This window comes from Pseudarthrobacter sp. L19 (assembly GCF_050859435.1).
In the GTDB taxonomy this organism is placed as follows: domain Bacteria; phylum Actinomycetota; class Actinomycetes; order Actinomycetales; family Micrococcaceae; genus Arthrobacter.
In genome coordinates, this window is record NZ_CP193935.1 from 679,215 (window position 1) to 701,125 (window position 21,911).

The following is a 21,911-nucleotide window of genomic DNA, read 5'->3' on the forward strand; positions in this document are numbered from 1 at the left end:
TGGCCGCAGTTGTCCACATTGAAATTGTCCCGGGAACGGCAAAGCGCCGGACTCCTGATGGAATCCGGCGCCTGGCGCAATCGGGGAATGAAGTTGTTGGACGGGTCCTGGGCGGGACCCGCAGGGAAGGCTGTTTAGCCTTCGCAGTCGCGGCAGTACTTCAGGCCGTTCTTTTCCTTGGCGACCTGGGACCGGTGACGGACCAGGAAGCAGGAGGAGCAGGTGAACTCGTCGGACTGTTCGGGAACGACGATCACGGTCAGTTCTTCGCCGGAAAGATCGGCGCCGGGAAGGTCGATGCCCTCGGCGGTGTCGTTCTCGTCGACATCGATAACAGCAGTCTGGGCGCCGCCGCCACGGGACGCCTGAAGGGCCTCCAGCGATTCAGCGGGAGATTCTTCTTCTGTCTTGCGTGGGGCGTCGTAATCGGTAGCCATAACGGGATTCACTTTCGTTGCTGCATAGCGCCATTTCAGGCACCTCAGTGAAGCAGTTTAGGGCATCATCGCAGAAGTTGAAGAATAGTGTGCGCAAGGCGACATCTTAGGCAAAAAATCCCCGTGGTGGCGCGGAAATGTCGGTTTTATTCTGCCTGCACGGCTCTGGCGACCGGCCAGACCACCAGCGTTTTCCATGTGGCGGGGTCCGGCTCCGCGGCCGGGTCGGTGAGGTAGTACTCCCACATGGCCTCCCCCGGGGTGAGCCCGTCCGCCTGCATCTTTGCCATGACGGCGCCGTAGGTCTGCGGCAGTGTGTCGTACGGGCCAACATGGGTCGCCTCCAGCGCCCTGCCGCCGGGAAGGGTTCCGGCGACGACGGCGCCGTCGCCCCTCCCGGGTAGGGGCCGGCCAGCGGGAAGCCGGCCTCGACATCGACGACGTCGGTGGGCGTCCCCCGGTACAGCGCGAACGGCGGTCCCGCCAGCTGGACGTTCTGTTGCTGGACGGCGGTCATGACGGACCGGTAGGCCCGGTCGAAGAAGTCCCGCAGGTCCGCCATCGGCACGGTTTCGTGGATGACCGCGGTGGGCTGCTCCTGCCGGTCGCTGACGGTGATCTCCGGGGCGGCGTGGGGCTGGTGTTCGTTCATACGGCCACCCTCCCCGCGCCCCCGGTTCCGGTCAAGGGCCGGTTGGACCCCAGGTTGGACCCCAAATGGACTCTCGCGGGCGGCTCCCCCGCCCCTAGGACGCGCCCCTAGGACGCGGCGGGACGGCGGTTGCGGTGCAGGAACCGGTTGACCCGTGCCCGGAATTCCACCGGATCCGCAGCCGGACCAAGCGGCAACGCCTTGGCCGGCTGATCCACCGGGGCCAGTCCCTGGTTGACCGCCGCCTTGGACGCCCTCAGTGAGGCCAGCGACAGGCCGGCCCATTGTTCCGTCAGCCCCGCCACCGCCGCCGGACCACGGCCGGGCCCCGCCAGGGTGCTGACGAGTCCCATCGCGTAGGCCTCGGCGGCGGAGAGGATCCGGCCGCCGAAGAGCAGATCCTTGGTCCGGGACGGTCCGATCCGCAGGGACATCCGGTTGGCAAAGGTGGGCGGGATGAGCATCCCCAGCCGGGCGATCGGCATCCCGATCCGCGCATTCTCCTCCAGCACCTGCAGGTCGCAGGCGAGCGCCAGCTGGCAGCCCGCGCCCGTGGCGACACCCTGCACCAGGGTCACCGTCGGCACCGGGATGGCCTCCACGGCCTGCAGCGCCTCCTCGATGGCACCGAAGGCGCCGGTCACCTGGTCCCCGCTCGCGTCCTGCCATTCGCGCAGGTCGGAGCCGGAGCAGAAGGTCCCGCCGGCGCCGCGGATCACCACGGCACGGACGGCGGGGTCCGCGGCGAGCGCCCGTGCCTCGGCCGCGAGCGCCCGCCACTGGTCCGAGTCGAGGGCGTTGAAGCGTTCACCGGTGCCCACCTTGAGGTGGGCGACGCCGTCGTCGTCGATATCCAGCCGGATCCCCGGGGCGTGCCCCACCGCGGCCGTCACTGCACCGCGCCGCTGCTGTGCAGGGCCTGGATCCGGTCCGTGTCCAGGCCCAGGGACGCCAGCACCTGATCCGTGTCCTGGCCCAGGACCGGCGGCGCTGTGCGCACCGACGCGGGCGTCCGGGTCAGCCGCACCGGGCAACCCACCACCTTCATGGGTCCGGCCGTCGGGTGGTCCAGTTCGGCCACCATGCCCCGGGCCAGGACCTGGGGGTCAACAAGCGCCTGGTCCACGGTCTGGATCGGACCCACCGGGACGCCCGCCTCGTCCAGGGCGCGTACCCAGTCCTCCGTGGTGCGGGTCCGCATGATGGCCTCGATCGCGGGAATGAGTTCCTCCCGGTGGGCGACGCGGGACGGATTGCTCGCGTACCGCGGGTCCGCGGCGAGCGCCGCGTCCCCGAGTTCCTGAGCGAAGCGCCGCCAGAGTCCGTCGTTGCCGACGGCGACCATGACGAAGCCGTCCGCGGTGGCGAACGCCTGGTAGGGGGCGATCGTGGGGTGGGCGGAGCCGTAGCGGCGCGGAACCTCGCCGCTGGCGAAGTAGCCGCTGGAGACGTAGGTCAGCCAGGAGACGGACCCGTCAAGCAGGCTGATGTCCACCCACTGGCCCTGACCGGTGCGCTGCTTCTCGTGCAGGGCGGCCAGGACGCCGATGGTTGCCCACATCCCGGCGACCAGGTCCGCGCTGCTGACGCCGACCCGAACAGGCGGACCGTCGGTTTCGCCGGTGACGCTCATGATGCCGCTGCGGGCCTGGGCGATCGCGTCGTAGCCGGGCCGGAGCGCGTCCGGACCGGTCTGGCCGTAGCCGCTGATGGAGGCGTAGACCAGGCCGGGGTTGTCCTTGGACAGCTCCTCGTAGCCCAGGCCCAGGCGGGCGGCGGTGCCGGGCCGGAAGTTCTCCACCACGATGTCGGCGCGGCGGGCGAGCTCCCGGACCACCTCGAGTCCCTCGGGGGACTTGAGGTCGACGGCGAGGCTGCGCTTGTTCCGGTTCACGGCCAGGAAGTACGCGGCCTCATCGCCCTGGAACGGCGGCCCCCACTGCCGGGTGTCGTCGCCCTGGCCGGGCTGTTCGATCTTGATGACCTCGGCGCCCAGGTCCGCGAGCGTCATGGTCGCGAACGGTCCGGACAGGATCCGGCTCAGGTCCAGGACCAGCAGGTCCTTCAGCGGGCCGGTGGCGTCCGTGGTCTCCGGCCGGGCCGCCGTCTGCGGCCCTGCCGTCTGCGGGGCTGCCGCCCCGGCGTCGTTCGTTGCCTCTTGGCGGGGTGCGGTGTCTGTCAGGCTCATACCGTGGCTTCCGTCTTGGTGGCGGCGCTGGCCTGGAAGCGGTGGCCGGCCTTGGGCAGGAAGATCAGGGCCACCATGGCGACGGCGCAGCAGCCGATAATGTACAGCGCGATCGCCGTCGAGTTCCCGTACTGGGCCAGCAGGGCCGCGGCGATCAGCGGCGCGGGGCCGCCGGCCACCACGCTGGCCAGCTGGTAGCCCAGGCCGGCGCCGGTGTAGCGGATGTCGGCGTCGAAGCTCTCCGCGATCAGTGCAGCCTGCGGACCGTACTGGATGTCGTGCAGGATCAGGCTGACCACGATCGCGACGCCCACGATGAAGGGTTCCCGGGTGTCCAGGAGGGCGAAGTACGGGAAGGCGAAGATGGCGGTCAGCACAATGCCCACGCCATAGACCTTGCGCCGGCCGAAGCGGTCCGAGAGCCAGCCGAAGAACGGGACGCTGACCAGGCCCAGCGCGGCGGCGATCAAGGTGTCGTCCAGGATCGAGTTGCTGTTGAGCTGCAGGTGCTTGACGGCGTAGGTGATCACGAAGGTGATGAAGAGGTAGAACGGTGCCTGCTCGGACATGCGGACCAGGGCCGAGAGGAGGATTTCCTTCGGCTGACGCTTGATGACCTCCAGCAGGGGGTTGCGGACGACCTTGTTGGACTTGCGGATGGCTTCGAATTCGGGGCTCTCGATCACGCGCATCCGGACGAAGAGGCCGACGCCGATCAGCAGGATGCTGATGATGAACGGGATACGCCAGCCGAAGGAGGCAAAGCCCTCGGTGCCGGTGATGCCGGAGGTGATCCGGACGACGCCGGTGGAGAGCACCAGGCCGAGCGGAACGCCGATCTGCGGCCAGCTGGCGGAGAAGCCGCGGCGCTGCTGGTGGCCCCATTCCATGCTGAGCAGCACGGAGCCGCCCCATTCGCCGCCGACGCCGATGCCCTGGATGATGCGCAGCAGTGTCAGCAGGATCGGGGCCGCGACGCCGATGGCCTGGTAGGTGGGCAGGAAGCCGATCAGCACGGTGCCGAAGGCCATCAGGAAGAGGGTGACCATGAGGGTGGTCTTGCGGCCGATGCGGTCACCGTAGTGGCCGAAGATCGCGGCGCCGACGGGGCGGGCCACGAAGCCCACGAACTGGGTGCCGAAGGCGAAGAGAACACCGGCGAAGGCGTTCTGGCCGGGGAAGAACAGTTGGGGGAAGACGAGCGCCGCCGCCGTCCCGTAGAGGAAAAAGTCGTACCACTCGATGGTGGTGCCCACGACGCTGGCGACGGTTGCACGCCGTGCGGCCTGCTCTCGGGTTACTGCCTGAACTGTCATCATCACTCCGTTGTTATGACGCGGCTGGGCCCAAATGCCTTTGCTTGGATGGAGGCCTCGCCGGGTGGACGCGGGCTCTTAGCCCTCCCCCTCGACGCAAAACCCACAATATGGTTTCGCAACCCATATTGCGGGTTTAGTGTGGAGCTGTCAATGGAAACACGGAGGTTTAGCCGACGCTCGCGGGAGGCGGAATCCGCAGGGACACCCGGACCCGCTGGCTATGATGGACACCCGTAGAGAAAGACGGTGGCAGGTGGCAGCTGGCAACGCGGCGGCAAAAGAACAGGGTGACCGGACGACCCCCATCCTTGTGCTGGGCAAGGTCAGCGAGATCCTGAACTGCTTCTCGATCGATGCGCCGGAACCGACGCTGCAGCAGATCGCACGGGCCACCGGCCTGCCAGCGAGTACCTGCCAGCGGCTGGTGCAGAACATGGTCCGCGAGGGGTTCCTGGACCGCGACGGCGACCGCTACCGGATCGGCCTGCGGCTGGTCCAGTGGGCCGCGCCGGGCACCCTGGGCCTGGACGTGGTCCGGCTGCTGCACCCGATCATCCAGCAGCTCCGTGACGACAGCGGGGAGACTGCCTGCGTCTACATGCGGGACGGGCAGTTCCGCACCGTGGTTGCCGTGGCAGAGACCCTGCACGTAGTGATGCGGCCCTTCCTGGTGGGCCAGGTGATGCCGATCCATGCCGGTGCGCCGGGCAAGATCTTCCTGGCCTTCGACCCGGGAGCGCGGGAGGCCCTCAAGGACACCGAGCTGACCCGGTTCACCGACGTCACTCCGATCAGCTGGGAGCAGCTCGACGCGCAGGCTGAGCAGGCCCGCGAGCAGGGCTTCTTCGCCGCGTTCGGGGAACGCAACAGCGACGTCGGGTCCATCAGCGCCCCCGTCTTCCGCTACGACGGGCAGCTCGCGGCCGTCCTCGGCGTGGGCTTCCCGACCCAGCGGGTCAGCGCGGCGGACGTCCCGCGGCTGGGCCCCATGGTGGCCCGCGCCGCCCGGGACGCCAGCGCCGCCCTGGGCTACCGGCCACCCACGCCAGCATCCGCCATCGAAGGGAACCATCCGTGACCGCTACCGACGCCGCACCCCGCCGTCGTACCTACGACGCGCTGCTGCAGGACATCGAGGCGGACCTGCGTTCCGGGAAGATCAAGCTCGGCGACCGGCTGCCCGGCGAGCGGACCCTGGCCGAGAACTACGGGATCTCCCGCGCCTCGGTGCGGGAGGCCATCCGCATCCTGGACGCGATGGGCGTGCTGCGCAGCTCGGTCGGGTCCGGACCCACCTCCGGGGCGATCGTCATTTCAAACCCGTCTGCCGGCCTGTCCTCGACCCTCCGGCTGCACGTGGCCAGCAACCGGTTGCCGGTGGAGGACATCGTGCAGACCCGCATCCTGCTGGAGACCTGGTCGGCGCAGGCCGCCGCCACCCGGCCCCGCGACGAGGGCGATGCGGGTCTGGAGCAGGCGGCCCAGCTCCTGGAAGCCATGGACGATCCGGAGCTGGACCGGCCCACCTTCCACGAACTCGACGCCCGGTTCCACGTCGCGCTCAGCTCCCTGGCCGGCAACACGGTGGTCGCCACCATGATGGAGTCGCTCAGCGGCGCGATCGTGGACTACGTCAAGGGCGCCATGGACGCGATGGAGTCCTGGCCGGAGGTCCTCGCGGTCCTGCGTGCCCAGCACCACGGGATCTACGACGCCGTCCGGGACCAGGACGGCGAGCGCGCGGCCCGGCTGCTGCGCGAGCACATCGAGTGGTTCTACGAGCGCGCCCAGGAAGTCTCGCCTCGCCAGCCCTCCCCCACCACCTAGGGTTCCGCCCCTATCGACGGTTGCCTGTCGGTTCGACGGTTCCGGGCGTCGAATCCGCAGGGAACCGTCGAAACGGGGCGGGTCTTTGTAGACTCGGCCCATGTCACGTCGTGGGGGAACGAGGACCATCCGGCCCGGTTATGCGCTGACCGGGGCAGTGATGCTGTGCCTGGCGGCCGGATCGCTGGCCGGCTGCACCTACGAGGACGACGGCGGTGAGCGGCCGCCTGCCGCGCAGTCGTCGGCGCCCACTATCAGGCCCGGCCGCACCATCCCCGCCGGCCCACCACCCGATGTCCTGGCCGCGCAGCAGCGGAACGAGACCGAACTGGAGAGGCTGCTCGCGGGGGCGACGGGGCCCGTGGTGCTCACCGATTCCGGTCCGGCGGACGGCAACGGCGTCGGCTTCCAGAAGGCGGGGCGGGTCAAAACTGCCGGCGACTACCAGGTCACGGCCGCCTGCGTCGGGGTCGAGGCCGCGCAGATCATCATCTCCCAGGACGAGACACCCGCCGGCCCCACGTCCATCGTCGTGGACTGCACGGCGCCCACATCCCGGACGGTGAGCCTCCTGCCGGGCTACATCAAGGTCGCGCTGACCCGAAAAATCCCACCGGACCGTGGACCGGCGCGGTGGCAGGAATCCGGATCACCGGCCCCTAAGCCCGGCTCAAAAGAAAACCCCTCCATCCCGGGCAGAATCGCCGGAACAGAGGGGTTTCGCTGGGCCCCCTGTCGGATTCGAACCGACGACCCCCGCTTTACAAGAGCGGTGCTCTGGCCAACTGAGCTAAGGAGGCAATCCGCCGTCGTCGTATCCGGCGGAAAGCGCACGAGGACAACGGCTAGATAAGGGTAGCCCACCGATGCCCGGCGGTAAAAATCCGCACCGCCACACGAAAGCGGCCCGGCCCCGGAGGAATCCGGGACCGGGCCGCACCAGCGGAAGTGGTGGTTACTTCTTGGCGTCCACCGCTGCCTGCAGGTACTGGTCGAACGGGGTGTTGGCGCTGTCGCCCTTGCCCCACTGCTTGCCCTCGACGAAGACGGTCGGCGTGCCGGTGACCCCGATGGCCGCGGCTTCCTGGGTCGTGTACTTCACGTACGGGCGGTAGGTCTTGTCGTCCACGCACTTGTCGATGTTCTGGGCACCCGTGTCGGTGGCCATCTTCTTCAGCTCATTGTCGGAGAGGCCGGCGCTGCCTTCGGCGGGCTGCTTGGCGAACAGGGCGTCAACGAAGGCCGCGTACTTCTCCGGGGACTCGTTCACCACGCAGGCCGCTGCGGCGGCTGCGCGGGAGGAGTAGTTGGTGGTGGAGCGGGTGTCCAGGAAGCCCAGCGGACGGTACTCAACCGTGATCTTGCCGTCGTTGCGGAGCTTGGTCAGCGTGTCGTTGTACTGCGCTTCGAAGTTCTTGCAGACCGGGCAGATGAAGTCGATGTAGAGGACCACCTTGACGGGCTTGCCGGCCTCGGCGTCGGCGCCGGGGGCCTTCAGATCCGCCGGCGGGGTGGCCGGGGCTGCGGGAACATCGGAGAGCTTGACCGTGGCGGCGTCAGTCTTCGCCACGTTGGTGTTCGCCAGCAGCGTCACGCCGCCGTGGACGTTGCCATTGGCGGGCGTGGGGCCGGAGTCGGCGACGGGGGCGTTGTTCTTGATGTTGGAGGTCACCACCAGGGCCACCACCACGATGATGGCGACGACGGCGGCGACGATGCCCCAGCCAATGAGCAGCTTGTTGCGCTTGTCCTTCTTCAGCTGGGCCTCACGGATCTCACGGGCCTTCTCGCGGGCCGCGGCGGTGCGCTCAGCTTTGGACTGACGGGGTTCGTTTGCGGGGCTCATTGGTTCCTCGTGTCGATCGGCCTGGACTGCGCCAGCGGGTGGCACGGTCATCATTTTAGGTGAGAAAGCTGGGGAGCTTGCGCTTTCAAGTTTCTTCCCGTGTGCCCAACGGACGAATAGCCCGGAAGATTCCGCCCCGATAGGGTGAACACAAGCCACAAGCGACCCCAGGGGGCACTAATGCAAGCAACCGAGCGCGAGCAGCGCACCGAGCACGCAGCACACCAAGCGGACGAGCAGCCCGCGACAGGAGGGCACCGGGGCGCGACGGACGACGTCGACCGTTTCGATTTCATGGTGGTGTCCAACCGCATGCCGGTGGACAGGTGCTCCCCGACGAGCCCGGCTGCGAGGACGGCTGGCGCCGCTCCCCCGGCGGCCTGGTCACGGCACTGGCGCCGATGATGACAAAGACCGACGGCGCCTGGGTGGGCTGGCACGGCGCCCCGGACGAGCACCTCGAGCCCTTCAGCCACGGCGGCATCGACCTGATCCCCGTGCAGCTGAGCACCCGCGACGTCGAGCTGTATTACGAGGGTTTCTCCAACGCGACCCTGTGGCCGCTCTACCACGACGTGATCGCCCCGCCGGAGTTCCACCGCGCCTGGTGGGACACCTACCGCCGGGTCAACAAGCGCTTCGCCGAGGCCGTCATCCGTCACGCCGCGGAAGGCGCCACCGTCTGGGTGCAGGACTACCAGCTGCAGCTGGTCCCCCGGATGCTCCGCGAGGAACGCCCGGACCTCAAAATCGGCTTCTTCAACCACATCCCGTTCCCGCCGCCGGAGATCTTCGCCCAGCTGCCCTGGCGCCGCGCAATCATCGACGGCCTGCTGGGCGCGGACCTGATCGGCTTCCAGCGCAGCAGCGACGCCGGCAACTTTATGCGCTCCGCCCGCCGTTTCCTCGGCGCCAGCGTCAAGCAGCAGCAGGTGCACGTCAAGGGCGCCGACGGCGAGACCACCCACATCGCCCGGGCCCAGGCCTTCCCCATCTCCATCGATGTGAAACAGATCAGCGAGCTGGCGCAGAAGCCGGAGGTCATCGAGCGGGCCAAGCAGATCCGCCGCGACCTCGGCAACCCCAAGACCATCCTGCTGGGCGTGGACCGGCTGGATTACACCAAGGGCATCCGGCACCGGCTCAAGGCCTACGAGGAACTCCTCGAGGACGGCAAAGTCACGGTCGAGGACGCGTCCCTGATCCAGGTGGCCAGCCCCAGCCGCGAGCGGGTGGAGCAGTACCGGCTGCTGCGCGAGGAGGTCGAGGGCACGGTCGGCCACATCAACGGCACCTACGACACCATGCAGAACACCGCTGTCCGCTACCTGCACCACAGCTACCCCATCGAGGAGATGGTGGCGCTGTACCTGGCCGCGGATGTCATGCTGGTAACGGCCCTGCGCGACGGCATGAACCTCGTCGCCAAGGAATACGTCACGGCCCGCACGAACAACGACGGCGCGCTGGTGCTTAGCGAGTTCGCCGGCGCCGCGGACCAGCTGAAGCAGGCGCTGCTGATGAACCCGCACGACATCGACGGGCTCAAGGACACCATCATGCGGGCCGTGAACATGGAGCCCGCGGAGGCTGCCCGGCGGATGCGCGCCATGCGCAAGCAGATCCTGACCAACGACGTCGACCTCTGGTCCGCGGACTTCCTTCGCGCGCTGCAGGAAAAGGTGGTTCGTGATGACTCCTGAGCCCAACACCCCCAAGCTCTCCCTGACGCCGGAGCTGCTGGCCGCGGTGCGGCGGATCGCCGGCACCGAGGAACTGCTGGTGGCCATGGACTTCGACGGCACCATGGCCCCGCTGGTGGACCACGCGGCAGACTCCCGCGCCCTCCCCGCTCGGCCGCGGCGTTTGCCGCCCTGGCCGAACTGCCTCGAACCACGACGGCGCTGATTTCCGGCCGTGCGCTGGACAGCCTGCGCTCGGTCGCGTCCCCGCCGGAGAAGACCCTGCTGATCGGCAGCCACGGCGCGGAAATCTGGATGGGTCCGGGCTCGGCCGAGCTTCAGCTCGACGAGGACCAGCGCCGGCTCCTCGCCGACGTGCGGGCCGTCCTGGAGGAGATCGTCCACGTGGCACCCGGCACCCTGCTCGAGGAGAAGCCGGCCGGCGTCGTGCTGCACACCCGCCTGGCCGCGGACAACGTGGCCGAGGACGCCGTGGCCGCGGCGAAGTCCGCATTGAAGGACCGCGACGGAGTCTTCCTGAAGACCGGCAACCGGGTCCTGGAGACCTCTGTGGTCCACGCCTCCAAGGGCGAGGCTGTGTCCTTCCTGCGGCAGGCCACGGGTGCGACGGCGGTGGTCTTCGCCGGGGACGACACCACGGACGAGGACGCCCTGCACAGCCTGGTCTCCGGCGACCTGGGCGTGAAGGTGGGCCTGGACTTCACCCAGGCGGAGTTCCGGGTGGAAGCCCCGCCGCACGTGTCCGAACTGCTGGAGGCGCTGCTGCGCGAGCGGAAGGCCGCCGTCGGCAACTGACTGGGCTGCCGATCCCAACTGACTCGCAGATCAGGCCGTTCTGAGCACCCATAACGGCCTTACCTGCCAGTCAGTTGGGGGATGTCTCGGGTTCGTAGCCGATCAGCCAGTGCAGTCCGTGCCGGTCCACCACCTGGCCGTCGGAGGCGCCCCAGGGCTTGGGGCCCAGCGGGTCGACGACGCGTCCGCCGTCGGCCAGCCGGTCGAACCACCGGTGCAGGACCGCGGGTTCGGCCGTCCCCAGCAGCGAGAGCATCAGCCCCTCGCACCGGATGGTGGCTTCGCCCTCGGCCGCGTCGGAGCCGGCCAGGCGCACGTCCCCCCTCAGCTCACCGTGGGCGATCGCCTGGGCTGGCCCGTCGGTGCGGTTGAACTGCTCATAGGTGAACAGGGCCAGGTCACCGCCGAAGACGTCGGCGTAGAACCCGAGGGCCTCGCGCGCGGTACCGGGGAAACTCACGTAGATTTGGAGGGCCGTCATGGGCACAGCCTACACAGCGCCGCGCCGCGCCGGGTGGCAGGGATCACCAGTGACATCCGTAACCTTTTCCCCCATTCGCGATCCATCTGACATACTCTGTATGTGATGTGGCGCACAGCTACCGTGCGGCGTCGCTGGTTGCTCCTCGGCTTCGGCCGGGGAGCAGGCGCAAGACTCACAACTGAATAAAAAGACCATTCACAACGGATCGTCCGGCACGTACCTGCCGGTGAAGGGATTGAAAACTGTGGCAACAGTTACTTTTGACAACGCAACGCGGCTCTACCCGGGCACCGAAAAGCCCGCGGTCGACAAGCTGAACATCGAGATCGCCGACGGCGAATTCCTTGTTCTCGTCGGCCCCTCCGGCTGCGGCAAGTCCACCTCCCTGCGGATGCTCGCAGGCCTGGAAGACGTCAACTCCGGCCGCATTCTGATCGGTGACCGTGACGTCACCGACATGCCGCCCAAGGACCGCGACATCGCGATGGTGTTCCAGAACTACGCCCTGTACCCGCACATGACCGTCGCGGACAACATGGGCTTCGCCCTGAAGATCGCCGGCGTCAGCAAGGAAGAGCGGGCCGAACGTGTCCGCGAAGCCGCCAAGCTGCTGGACCTCGAGCCGTACCTGGACCGCAAGCCGAAGGCCCTCTCCGGCGGCCAGCGCCAGCGCGTCGCCATGGGCCGCGCGATCGTCCGTAACCCGCAGGTCTTCCTGATGGACGAACCGCTCTCCAACCTCGACGCCAAGCTCCGCGTCCAGACCCGCACCCAAATCGCGTCGCTGACCCGCCGCCTGGGCGTCACCACCGTCTACGTGACCCACGACCAGGTCGAGGCCATGACCATGGGCGACCGCGTGGCAGTGCTCAAGGACGGCCTGCTGATGCAGGTGGACACCCCGCGCAACCTCTACGACAAGCCGAAGAACGTCTTCGTCGCCGGCTTCATCGGCTCCCCCGCCATGAACCTGCTGGAACTGCCCGTCGTCGACGGCGGCGTCCAGTTCGGCGGAACCGTCTACCCGGTGCCGCGCGACGTCCTCGAGGACGCCTCCGGCTCCACCGTCACCCTCGGCACCCGTCCCGAGGACCTCGAGACGGTCGCCCAGGGCGAGGGCCTGCAGGTTGAGGTCGACGTCGTCGAAGAACTCGGCGCCGACGCCTACGTCTACGGCCACACGACGCTCGACGGCAAGGACCACGACATCGTGGCCCGCGTCGACGGCCGCCGCCCGCCGATGAAGGGTGAGACCATCTGGGTCCGCCCTCAGTCCGGCCACGTGCACCTGTTCGACACCAAGACCGGCCTGCGCCTCGGCGACTGACTCGGTCTTAACCGACGGCGGTCCTCCTGCGGGAGGGCCGCCGTCGGCCGTTAACCGCCCCGTGGTTAGGCGCGCCGCCGCCGGGTACGGGAGAATTGCCCCATGACCGAGGAGAACCGCATGAGCGAGGACAACGGTGCCCAGTGGCACGACGAACCCACTGACTACGGCCAGATCGGGAAGCTGCCCCGGTACGTGCCCGCAAGCGCCAATGACGACAAGGCGATCTCCAGCTCCCTGAGCATCACCGCCGCCGCCACCGAGCCGGAACTGCTGGACCTGCCCTGGCACATCGCCCTCGAAGACTGGCCCGCCGAGTACTTGGCCGCCCTCCCCGCGGCATCTCCCGGCACATCGTCCGGTTCGCGCACCTGGGCGGCTCGGTCATCGCCATCAAGGAAACCTCCGAGCACATCGCCCGGCACGAGTACCACATGCTCCGCAAGCTGGCCCGGCTGGACGTCCCCTGCGTGGAGCCGGTGGCGGTCATCACAGGCCGCACCACCCCGGACGGCAAGCCCCTGAACCCCGTGCTGGTGACCCGGCACCTGAAGTTCTCCATGCCCTACCGCGCCCTGTTCTCGCAGATGCTGCGCAAGGACACCCTCACCCGCCTGATCGACGCCCAGGCCCTGTTGCTGGTCCGCCTGCACCTGATCGGCTTCTACTGGGGCGACGTGTCCCTCTCGAACACCCTGTTCCGCCGCGACGCCGGCGCCTTCGCCGCCTACCTGGTGGACGCCGAGACCGGCGAGCTGTACCCGGACCTGTCCACCGGCCAGCGCGAGTACGACCTGGAAATCGCCCGGGTCAACATCGCCGGGGAGCTGATGGACCTGCTCGACGGCGGCCTGATCGAGGAGAAGGTGGACCCCGTGGCCACCAGTGAACTGATCATGGAGAGCTACCGCAGGCTCTGGACCGAGCTGACGGAGAAGGAATCCTTCGAGGTCGGCGAGCGCTGGCGGGTGGCCGCCCGCATCCGGCGGCTCAACGAACTCGGCTTCGACGTCGAGGAATACGCGATCAAGACCACCCAAAACGGCTCCACCATCCAGCTTCAGCCCAAGGTGGTCGACGCCGGCCACCACCAGCGGCGGCTGCTGCGGCTCACCGGTCTGGATGCCCAGGAGAACCAGGCCCGCCGGCTGCTGAACGACATGGACTCGTTCCGCGCGGACAACAACCCCGGCATGGACGAGGAGTACAGCGCCCACCTGTGGGTCAGCCAGATCTTCGAGCCGATCGTCCGTGCCATCCCCCGCGACCTGTCCGGGAAACTCGAACCGGCGGAGGCCGTGCACGAGATCCTGGAGCACCGCTGGTACATGTCGGAAAAGGAAAACCGGCACATCCCTCTGGCCGAGGCCGTGCAGTCCTACATCGACTCCGAGCTGCGGCACCGGCGCGACGAGGCCGCGATCATGCTGAACCCGGACACCGAGCTGCTCAAGATCCTTGAGGTCGAGACCGAGGAGCCCCGCTACGACGAGGACGAGACCCCCGAAGGCGAAGACGAGTACCCGGACGCCGACGACTGATCCCTCCCCCACCCCCAACTGACTCGCAAGTTAAGGCCGTTTTCAGCCGCCAAAACGGCCTTGGCTGCGAGTCAGTTGGGCGGGCGGCCGGGCTAGATGGCCTTGCCGGGGTTCAGGATCCCGACCGGATCGAAGAGTTCCTTGATCCGGTACTGCAGCCCGCGGACCGGTTCCTTCTGCTCCAGGCCCAGCCAGCGCAGCTTGTATTGGCCCACGCCGTGTTCGCCGGTGATGGTGCCGCCCATCGCGAGGGCCACGGTCACCGACTCGTCCAGGGCGGCGCCCAGTCGTTCCATCGCGCCGGGGTCCACGCCGTCGCCGTCCCGGTCCACCCAGAACGTGGGGTGCAGGTTGCCGTCCCCGGCGTGCGCCACCACCTTCAGCTTCACCTCGTGCCGGGACGCCATCGCCTCAAGTTCGGCCACGTAATCCACCAGCCGGGACCGCGGGACGGCGACGTCCTCCCCCACCCGGTATTCGTCGTCGACCTCGGCGCCGCGGCTGTGCCGGCGCAGCTCCACCAGGGCCTCCGCTTCCGCGTCCGCCTCCATGGTCACCACCGCGCCGCCGGCGGCCAGCAGCGGCCGGATGGCGGCGGCCTCGGCGGCGGCGCCGAAGCCGTCCGTCTGGAGCAGCAGCAGGGAGGCGCCCCGGGCCGACAGGGTGGAGCCGTGCATGGCGTCGAGCTGGGCGAGGGTGCCGCTGTCCAGCAGTTCCATGATGGCGGGCTGCACCCGGGCCTTGCCCACGGCCAGCACCCCGGCCGCGGCGCTGCGGAAGTCCGGGTAGAAGGCGGCGATGGTGTGCACCTCGCGCGGGAGGTATTTGAGCCGGACGGTGATCCCGACGACGATCCCGAGCGTCCCCTCGGAGCCGACGAACAGCCCGGTCAGGTCGTAGCCGGCCACGCCCTTGAAGGTCTGGTGTCCGGTGTGGATCAGGGTGCCGTCGGCCAGGACGACGTCGAGGGCCAGCACCGAATCCCGCGTAACCCCGTACTTGGCGCAGCGCAGGCCCCCGGCGTTGGTGGCGACGTTGCCGCCGATCGTGGAGCTGCGGTAACTGGCAGGGTCCGGGGCGTACATGAGGCCGTGCATGGCGGCGGCGGCGTTGAGGTCGGCGTTGACGACGCCGGGTTCGACGACGGCGGTCTCGTCATCGGGGTTGAGGTCCAGGATGCGGTTCATCTTCTCCAGGCTGAGGACCACGCAGCCCTCGCTGGCGTGGGCTCCGCCGGAGACGCCGGTGCCGGCGCCGCGGGCCACGAGCGGAACCCGGCGGGCGGCGCAGGCCCGGACCACGGCCTGCACGTCCTCGACGGTCTCGGCGAAGACCACGGCCTGCGGCAGCTGGTAGTCCAGCACGGGGGCCTGGTCCACGGCATAGGCGGCGAGGGCCGGGTCCTCCGTCGCGACCTTGTCCGCCCCCAGGGCCGCCGTCAGATCTCCAATGATGCCGCGCATGTCCCGCTCCCGTTCGCCGTTGAACCCGCTCTGTGTCGGACCCAGTCTAGGCGTCCGGGACGGTTACCCCCGGCAGCACCCAGACGGCCGCAGCCGGGCCCGCGGAGCGCAGCCGTGCCCCGGCCTCGCGACCCAGCTCGGGAGCGGCACGGCCAACGCCTTCGAACGCCAGGTCCCCGACGACGAGCGCGGGGGCGCCGGCCAGGCCCTCCCACTGGTCGGCGGTCAGCAGGGCACGGTCGAGCAGCGCGTCGGCGGCGGCCCGGGTAACAGCCACCAGCACCGTGGCCCCGGCGGTTTCCCGCATGAAGGCCAGTACGTCCCCGTCGGCGTGGAGCCAGCGGATGCCGCCGGCGGTGAGCGCCGGCTGGTCCCGGTGCAGCCCGGACAGTGCGGCGTAGAGGCCGCGGAGGTCGTTGCGGACCCGGTCGGGGCGGTCCCAGGGCATGGGGGTCCGGGAGAATTCTCCGTTGTCCCCGGTGAACCCGAATTCGTCCCCGGCGAAGAGCACCGGCACGCCGGGCAGGGTGAACATCAGCACCGCGCCCAGCTGCTGGCCGCCGTCGACCATGGCGGTGGCGGCGCGGGCGGTGTCATGGCTGTTCAGCGCATTCATGTTCTGCCGGCGGACGTCCCAGCCGAAGGCGGCCGCCAGGTCCTGATGGGTGGCGAGGAATTCCGCGGCGTCGATCCGGCCGGGACCGGGCAGCGGGGTGCCGAAGAAGTTCACGTGCCCGGCGTCGCCGGCCAGCCAGGCCCAGAGCGGGCGGGTGAAGTTCGAGTAGGTCATGGCGCCGTGCCAGTGCTCGCCGCTGAAGTCCGGGGCCGCGTCATTGGTCGACTCGGCCAGGAGCGCCGCGTCCGGGTTGATGCCGCGGACCCGGTCCGCGATCAGCCGGGCCACGTCCTGGTTGAGGTCCGTCGCGCCGAGCCGTCCGGTCATGTTGCCGACGTCGATCCGCCAGCCGTCCAGGTTGAAGGGCGGCCGGAGCCAGCGGGCCACCGGCGAGTCCTCGTCACGGACGAACGCGTCGCGCAGCGTTTCCGAAGACCAGTTGAGCTTCGGCAGGGAGAGTACGCCGTACCAGGCCTCGTAGCTGCCGTGGTCTGGGGAGAAGTAGTAGTAGCCCGCCTCCGGCGCGTCCGGTCCGGACAGGGCGTTCCGGAACCATTCATGGGCGTCGCCGGAGTGATTGGCGGTGAGGTCGCCCATTACCTTGAGGCCACGGGCGTGCGCCGCCTCCACGAGGTCCACCAGCGCCTGGTCTCCGCCGAGGAGCGGGTCCACGGTGGCGAAGGTGGCGGCGTCGTAGCGGTGGTTGGAGCGGGCCGGGAAGAACGGGGTGAGGTAGATGATGTCCGCCCCGAGCGCCTGGATGTGGTCCAGCCGCTCGATGATGCCGGGCAGGTCGCCGCCGTAGAACTGGTACGGCGTCACCGCGGAGGCGCCTTCCACCGGAGTAGTGTGCCAGTCCGCGGGGACGCCCCAGTCCGGTGCCGGGTGCGTGTCCGCCTGGGCGGAGCGGGCGAACCGGTCCGGGAAGATCTGGTACATGGTCCCGGTCCGCAGCCACTCCGGCCCGGCCGGGTAAGTGCCCAGCCGGAAGTCGGCGTAGTCGGAGACGTCCCGGCCGAAGAGGCCCTGGGCGTTCAGCTGCCAAGTCCGGCCGCCGGCCTCGATCAGGAACCGGTAGCGGAGGACGGGGTTGGTGGCCGTCGTTGCCGCCTCCCACCACGTCCAGCCATCGGCGCCCCCGAGAGGGTCGCAGGCATCGTAGCGGGGTTCGCCGTCGTGCAGGGAGCGCAGCCAGACCCGGGACGCCTCGCCCCACCCGGCGGGGATCCGGAGCCGCAGGCGGACCGGGCCACCGCGCTCCACACCGTCCGGGGCGTGGAGCGCGGAGCCGTCGTGGTGCGGCAGGAGCCCGGCGGCAGCGGCGCCGGACACCCTAGCCCTTGACCGAGCCGGCCGTGAGGCCGCTGACGATGTAGCGCTGCAGGAACAGGAACAACGCCATCACCGGAAGGGCGGAGATCACGGCGCCGGCGGCGAAGACCCCCAGTTCTCCGAGCGCTGCTGGGCCACGAAGGAGTAGAGACCGACGGCGAGGGTCTGGCTGTCCGGGTCGGTCAGTACTACGGAGGCGATGACGAACTCTCCGGAGATCGAGATGTAGGTCAGGAGCCCCACGACGGCCAGGATCGGGGTGACCAGGCGCATGATGATGCCGAAGAAGATCTGGGTGTGGCTGGCGCCGTCGATCTTGGCCGCCTCGTCCAGGGACTGCGGCACGGTGTTGAAGAACCCGTACATCAGGTAGGTGTTCACGCCCAGGGCGCCGCCCAGGTAGACCATGATCAGGCCCAGCTGGCTGCCCAGGCCCAGGGCCGGGATGACCTCGGAGATGCCGCTGAGGAGCAGGAAGATCGCGACGACGGCGAGCAGCTGCGGGAACATCTGCAGCAGCAGCAGGCTTAGCAGCCCCACCCGGCGGCCGGTGAAGCGCATCCGGGAGAACGCGTAGGCCGCCATGGCGCCGAGGAACACGGTGGCCGCGGAGGTGATGCCGCCGACCACCAGCGTGTTCAGGAACCAGCGGGCGAAGGGCCGGGACGGGATGTTGAACAGGGCGGTGAAGTTGCCAAAATCGATCTTGCTGAACAGGGCGTTGGATCCCACCAGGGTGCCGGTGGAGTTCAGCGCGGCGGAGAGCACGTAGAGCAGCGGGAAGATCGCGAAGATGGTCACGGCGATACCCACCAGGTGCCGCCAGCCCTTGTCCGCGAGCCAGACGCCGAAAGGGCGGCGGCGGTGCAGGGACTTGAGGCGTTCGACGTCGGCGGCGGTGGCGCGGGCGCCCTCCCCGTTGCCGGCTCCGCCGTCGTCCCGGTGGCCTGGTCCGTCGGGGTCGCCGACGATGCGGTGCGCGGTGCTGGCCGGTTCATGAGTTCACGTCCTCGAGTGCCTTGGTCTGCTTGAAGCTGATGGCCGATACGGTGGCCACGATGATGAAGATGATGATGGCCAGGGCGCTGGCCAATCCGTAGTCGCGGCCGGTGCCCTGTCCGAAGGCCACCTTGTAGACCAGGGTGATCAGGATGTCCGTGGCGCCGATGTCCCGGGTGGTGTCCGCGAACCGCGGGCCGCCGCCGGTGAGCATGAAGATGACGTTGAAGTTGTTGAAGTTGAACGCAAAGGACGAGATCAGCAGCGGGGCAATCGAGACCAGCAGCAGCGGCAGCTTGATGGAGCGGAACACCCGCCAGGCGCTGGCGCCGTCCATCCGGGCGGCCTCGTCCAGTTCGGAGGGCAGGGACTGCAGCGCGCCGGTGCAGACCAGGAACATGTACGGGTAGCCGAGCCAGAGGTTGACCACCAGGACGCTGATCTTGGCCAGCACGGGGTCTGTCAGCCAGCCGATATGGGCGCCGCCCAGGAGCGTCTGGTTCAGCCAGCCGAACTCCGGGTTAAGGATGCCGGACCAGACCAGGCCGGTGAGGAAGGCGGGGAAGGCGTAGGGCAGGATCATCAGGATCCGGTAGACCTTCTTGCCCTTGAGGTCCTCGCGGTTGAAGGCGATCGCCAGGAACAGGCCCAGCGCGAAGGTCAGCGCCACGGAGGCGATGGCGAAGGTGAAGGTCCAGAGGATGACGCCCACGAGCGGGCCGCGCAGGCTGGGGTCGGTGAAGGCGCGGGAGAAGTTTTCGAAGCCGACGTCGATCTTCCAGCCGGTGGACAGCATCTGACCGTCGGCCGCGGCGAAGGCGCCCTTCCCGTTGTCGCGGTAGACGGCGCCGCTGTCCGTGTCCGTGAAGGTGTCCGCTCCGGCGTCGTACTTCAGCGAGGGCTTGAACTGATAGGCGTTGCTGCCGTCAGCGGTGCGCAGGGTTCCGTCGGCCGGGTCGGCGGACACAGGGACGGTCAGGGCCAGGATCTTCTGCTGGTTGGCGACGATTTCCTGGAAGTTCAGGGTCTGGTAGCCGTCAAGGGATTTGGCCTTGCCGGTGGAGTCCTTGACCGCGCCGGCGGCGTCCTCGAGGGGCTTGTCCGTGCTGCCGAGGGAGACCTTGCCGGCCGGGTCTGTGAAGAGCAGGTAGAACGACTCGCCCTTGGCCAGGACCGAGGTCTTGTAAGCCGGGGAGTCCGGGACGCGCTTCTGGGCGGTGAGCTGGATGGCGGCGATCGCGTCATCCTTGGTGCTGTTGTGCCCGTCGCCGTAGTTGGTGAAGGCGATGTAGCCGCTGAAGACCACCACGAAGACCTGGAAGATGAGCAGGAACAAGACGCCGGGGGCCAGGTACTTGGCCGGAAGTCCGCCCTTGCGCAGGTAGATCCAGTTGATCGCCAGGACGACGACGGCGGAGACCACCAGGACGGTCCAGGAGTGGCTGAGGAACAGCATGGTCAGGACGAAGACGGCCAGGGCGTCGACCAGGCCCAGCAGGACGATCTTGGCGATGATGCCCTTGGTCCCGTCCGGGGAGGTGCGGCGGTGGGCTGACCCGGCCTGCCGTCCCGTGCGCTTGCCCGTGCGGGATCCCGCGCCCGGGGCTGGCGGTGCGGCGGCGGGGTCGGTGCCCTCGCGGAGTTCTGTATCTGGCATGGCTCTTCAGTCCTTGGGAGAAGCAGGGTGATGCAGGAACGGGCCGGGCGGTGTGGTGCCGCCCGACCCGGAGCTGACCGGGTCCCGCCGCCGCGGCTGTGCGCGGCGGCGGGACCCGGGGCGGGGCTAGCCCCCGATCTTGGTCTTGATGCTGGCAGCCATCTTGGCCCAGTCGGCGGCCGGGTCGCCCTGGCCCTTGATCAGGGAGAGTTCGGTTGCACCCCAGTCAGCCCAGACGGCGCTCATTTCCGGGATGGCCGGCATCGGGACGCCGGTGGCGCCGATCTTGCCGAAGGCCGCGACGACCGGGTCGCTGGCGGCCTTGTCGAAGGAGGCCTTCAGTGCCGGCGGGCGGCCGCCGGCCTTGTACATGGAGTCCTGCGCTGCCTCGGAGGTGAGGTAGTTGGTGACGAACTCGTTGGTGGCCAGGGCGTTGGCGCTCTTGGAGCTGATGAAGAAGCCGTTGACGCCGATGAACGGCTGCGCCGGCTGGTCGCCCGCGGTGGGCAGCGGGTCAACAGCGAACTTGATGCCCTTCTTCTGCACGTCCGGAACGTTCCACGGGCCGGTCAGGTAGTACGGGGATTCCCCGGCCAGGAACTTCTCCTTGGCGATGTCACCGGTGATGTTGGAGTTGATGATCTTTTCGCCGGCGTCACCCCAGGCGGCCAGCTTCTTGGCGAACTCGACGCCGGCGGCGTCGCCGATGAGGAGCTGCTTGGGATCGTAGCCGCCGTCGGCAGCCTTACCGAAGACCTGCGAGCCCATCGAGGACTGCAGCGGGTACAGGTGGTACGGGTCGCCCTGCTTGGGGTCCATGCCCACCAGGAACGGGAACTTGGCCTTGCCGTCGGCGACGGCCTTCTTGCCGTTGCTGATGACCTCGTCCATGGTCTTGGCGGAATCGGGGACGATTGCCGTGTTGCGCAGCAGCGCGATGTTCTCGATCGCGTACGGGACACCGTAGACCGACCCGTTGTAGGTCATGGCCTTGATCGAGGAATCCTGGAAGGAGCCCTTCTTGTCGCCGAGTTCGACGGGGGCGATCACGCCGTTCTGGACGAACTTGCCTACCCAGTCGTGCGGTCCGACGATCAGGTCGGGGCCCTTGCCGGTGGGAACCTGGGTGATGAAGTCGTCACGGACGGCGGCGAAGTCCTTCACCACCAGCTTGACCTCGATGCCGGTGTCGGCCTGGAACTTGGCGGTGATGTCCTTCAGCGCCGGGGAGCGCTCAGCGTCGACCCACATGGTGATGGTGCTGGCACCGGAGGCCTTGAGGTCCGGCTTGGCCGTGGCCGAAGGCGAGGCCGGGGAGGTGGCCGCCGCGCCGCCGCAGGCGCTGATGGCCAGTGCGGCCACGACGGAGACGGCACCTGCCGTGAAAACCCGGCGGCTGGTGCCGGTGGTGAGGGTGTTCTGCACCTTCATTGGTGTCCCTTTCATAAAGATCCTGCATCCACACGAGAGGCCCGATCGGATCGAGTCGGGCCTGGTGGCATCGTCGGTGATGTGGCTCACAGCTGCAAGCGCTTCCAAGTTACACGCCAGTAGGTAGTTTGGGAAGTCGGCGTGTACCGGGCGTGTCGCCATCTTGGGCCATTCCGAAAACTCGCCGATAGCCGCCCACGGCCGATCCGACCGTCTTTTGCCTGCTTTTTCGGGCACAGGGGCACTCCCGCCCCGACAGTGGCGCCTTGGCAGCAGCGACACCTAAGGGACGTA

At 68.6% G+C, this 21,911-nt stretch carries 14 protein-coding genes, 1 tRNA gene and 4 pseudogenes; 6 read left to right on the plus strand and 13 right to left on the minus strand.

Features of this window, described 5'->3' with window-relative positions:
* Positions 1-134: 134 nt before the first annotated feature.
* From ACRQ5B_RS03090 to ACRQ5B_RS03110, 5 genes are all read right to left on the minus strand, one after another.
* Positions 135-437 (minus strand): DUF4193 domain-containing protein, encoded by a 303-nt coding sequence (locus ACRQ5B_RS03090; protein WP_056741192.1) that lies wholly within the window; start codon positions 435-437, stop codon positions 135-137.
* Between the two features lie 146 nt (positions 438-583).
* The gene (locus ACRQ5B_RS03095) at positions 584-784 is read right to left on the minus strand and encodes a GyrI-like domain-containing protein (RefSeq protein WP_432398682.1); all 201 of its coding nucleotides are present in this window, start codon (positions 782-784) and stop codon (positions 584-586) included.
* A gap of 412 nt (positions 785-1,196) precedes the next feature.
* Positions 1,197-1,970 carry an enoyl-CoA hydratase/isomerase family protein gene (locus ACRQ5B_RS03100; protein ID WP_432396853.1) on the minus strand — a complete coding sequence of 258 codons (774 nt, stop codon included), beginning with the start codon at positions 1,968-1,970 and terminating at the stop codon, positions 1,197-1,199.
* An 8-nt stretch (positions 1,971-1,978) separates the two neighbouring features.
* Complete coding sequence (locus ACRQ5B_RS03105) at positions 1,979-3,277, minus strand: CaiB/BaiF CoA transferase family protein (protein ID WP_432396856.1); 1,299 nt, start codon at positions 3,275-3,277, stop codon at positions 1,979-1,981.
* Positions 3,274-4,596, minus strand: a complete 1,323-nt coding sequence (locus tag ACRQ5B_RS03110) for an MFS transporter (protein WP_412882183.1) — start codon at positions 4,594-4,596, stop codon at positions 3,274-3,276. Before ACRQ5B_RS03110 ends, ACRQ5B_RS03105 begins: the two co-directional genes overlap by 4 nt.
* A 253-nt stretch (positions 4,597-4,849) precedes the next feature.
* On the opposite strand from ACRQ5B_RS03110, the gene ACRQ5B_RS03115 reads away from it, so the two are divergent.
* Both ACRQ5B_RS03115 and ACRQ5B_RS03120 read left to right on the plus strand, forming a co-directional pair.
* Positions 4,850-5,674, plus strand: coding sequence for an IclR family transcriptional regulator (locus tag ACRQ5B_RS03115; RefSeq protein WP_432396859.1), 825 nt, complete (start codon positions 4,850-4,852; stop codon positions 5,672-5,674).
* A complete protein-coding gene (locus ACRQ5B_RS03120) occupies positions 5,671-6,423 on the plus strand; it encodes a FadR/GntR family transcriptional regulator (RefSeq protein WP_432396862.1) in 753 nt (250 codons plus the stop codon). Before ACRQ5B_RS03115 ends, ACRQ5B_RS03120 begins: the two co-directional genes overlap by 4 nt.
* Before the next feature lie 726 nt (positions 6,424-7,149).
* On the opposite strand, the gene ACRQ5B_RS03125 is transcribed toward ACRQ5B_RS03120, so the two are convergent.
* Both ACRQ5B_RS03125 and ACRQ5B_RS03130 read right to left on the minus strand, forming a co-directional pair.
* Positions 7,150-7,223: transfer RNA gene (locus tag ACRQ5B_RS03125), tRNA-Thr, on the minus strand.
* A 155-nt stretch (positions 7,224-7,378) separates the two neighbouring features.
* Entirely contained in the window at positions 7,379-8,269 is an 891-nt protein-coding gene (locus ACRQ5B_RS03130) for a DsbA family protein (RefSeq protein ID WP_432396865.1), read from the minus strand.
* A gap of 180 nt (positions 8,270-8,449) precedes the next feature.
* Between ACRQ5B_RS03130 and ACRQ5B_RS03135 the strand changes: the two are divergent.
* Together ACRQ5B_RS03135 and otsB are read left to right on the plus strand one after the other, a co-directional pair.
* A pseudogene (locus ACRQ5B_RS03135) lies at positions 8,450-9,972 on the plus strand (alpha,alpha-trehalose-phosphate synthase (UDP-forming)).
* Positions 9,962-10,767: pseudogene (gene otsB / locus ACRQ5B_RS03140) on the plus strand (trehalose-phosphatase). Before ACRQ5B_RS03135 ends, otsB begins: the two co-directional pseudogenes overlap by 11 nt.
* A gap of 70 nt (positions 10,768-10,837) precedes the next feature.
* On the opposite strand, the gene ACRQ5B_RS03145 reads toward otsB, so the two are convergent.
* Positions 10,838-11,248 carry a VOC family protein gene (locus ACRQ5B_RS03145; protein ID WP_432396867.1) on the minus strand — a complete coding sequence of 137 codons (411 nt, stop codon included), beginning with the start codon at positions 11,246-11,248 and terminating at the stop codon, positions 10,838-10,840.
* Positions 11,249-11,495: 247 nt separating this feature from the next.
* Here ACRQ5B_RS03145 and ACRQ5B_RS03150 point away from each other — a divergent pair, with 247 nt between their 5' ends.
* A complete protein-coding gene (locus ACRQ5B_RS03150; RefSeq protein WP_432396870.1) occupies positions 11,496-12,578 on the plus strand; it encodes an ABC transporter ATP-binding protein in 1,083 nt (360 codons plus the stop codon).
* A gap of 120 nt (positions 12,579-12,698) precedes the next feature.
* A pseudogene (locus tag ACRQ5B_RS03155) lies at positions 12,699-14,119 on the plus strand (DUF4032 domain-containing protein).
* 92 nt (positions 14,120-14,211) lie between these two features.
* Here the strand turns inward: ACRQ5B_RS03155 and ACRQ5B_RS03160 are convergent.
* The 5 genes and pseudogenes from ACRQ5B_RS03160 to ACRQ5B_RS03180 all read right to left on the minus strand — a co-directional run bounded on the left by ACRQ5B_RS03160 (position 14,212) and on the right by ACRQ5B_RS03180 (position 21,617).
* Complete coding sequence (locus tag ACRQ5B_RS03160) at positions 14,212-15,582, minus strand: FAD-binding oxidoreductase (RefSeq protein ID WP_432396873.1); 1,371 nt, start codon at positions 15,580-15,582, stop codon at positions 14,212-14,214.
* A 46-nt stretch (positions 15,583-15,628) separates the two neighbouring features.
* Positions 15,629-17,530, minus strand: coding sequence for a glycoside hydrolase family 13 protein (locus tag ACRQ5B_RS03165; protein WP_432396876.1), 1,902 nt, complete (start codon positions 17,528-17,530; stop codon positions 15,629-15,631).
* A 1-nt stretch (position 17,531) separates the two neighbouring features.
* A pseudogene (locus ACRQ5B_RS03170) lies at positions 17,532-18,400 on the minus strand (sugar ABC transporter permease).
* Positions 18,401-18,524: 124 nt separating this feature from the next.
* A complete protein-coding gene (locus ACRQ5B_RS03175) occupies positions 18,525-20,186 on the minus strand; it encodes an ABC transporter permease subunit (RefSeq protein ID WP_432396879.1) in 1,662 nt (553 codons plus the stop codon).
* A gap of 126 nt (positions 20,187-20,312) precedes the next feature.
* Positions 20,313-21,617: a sugar ABC transporter substrate-binding protein gene (locus ACRQ5B_RS03180; protein WP_432396882.1), complete on the minus strand. Its 1,305-nt coding sequence runs from the start codon at positions 21,615-21,617 to the stop codon at positions 20,313-20,315.
* Positions 21,618-21,911 lie beyond the last annotated feature (294 nt).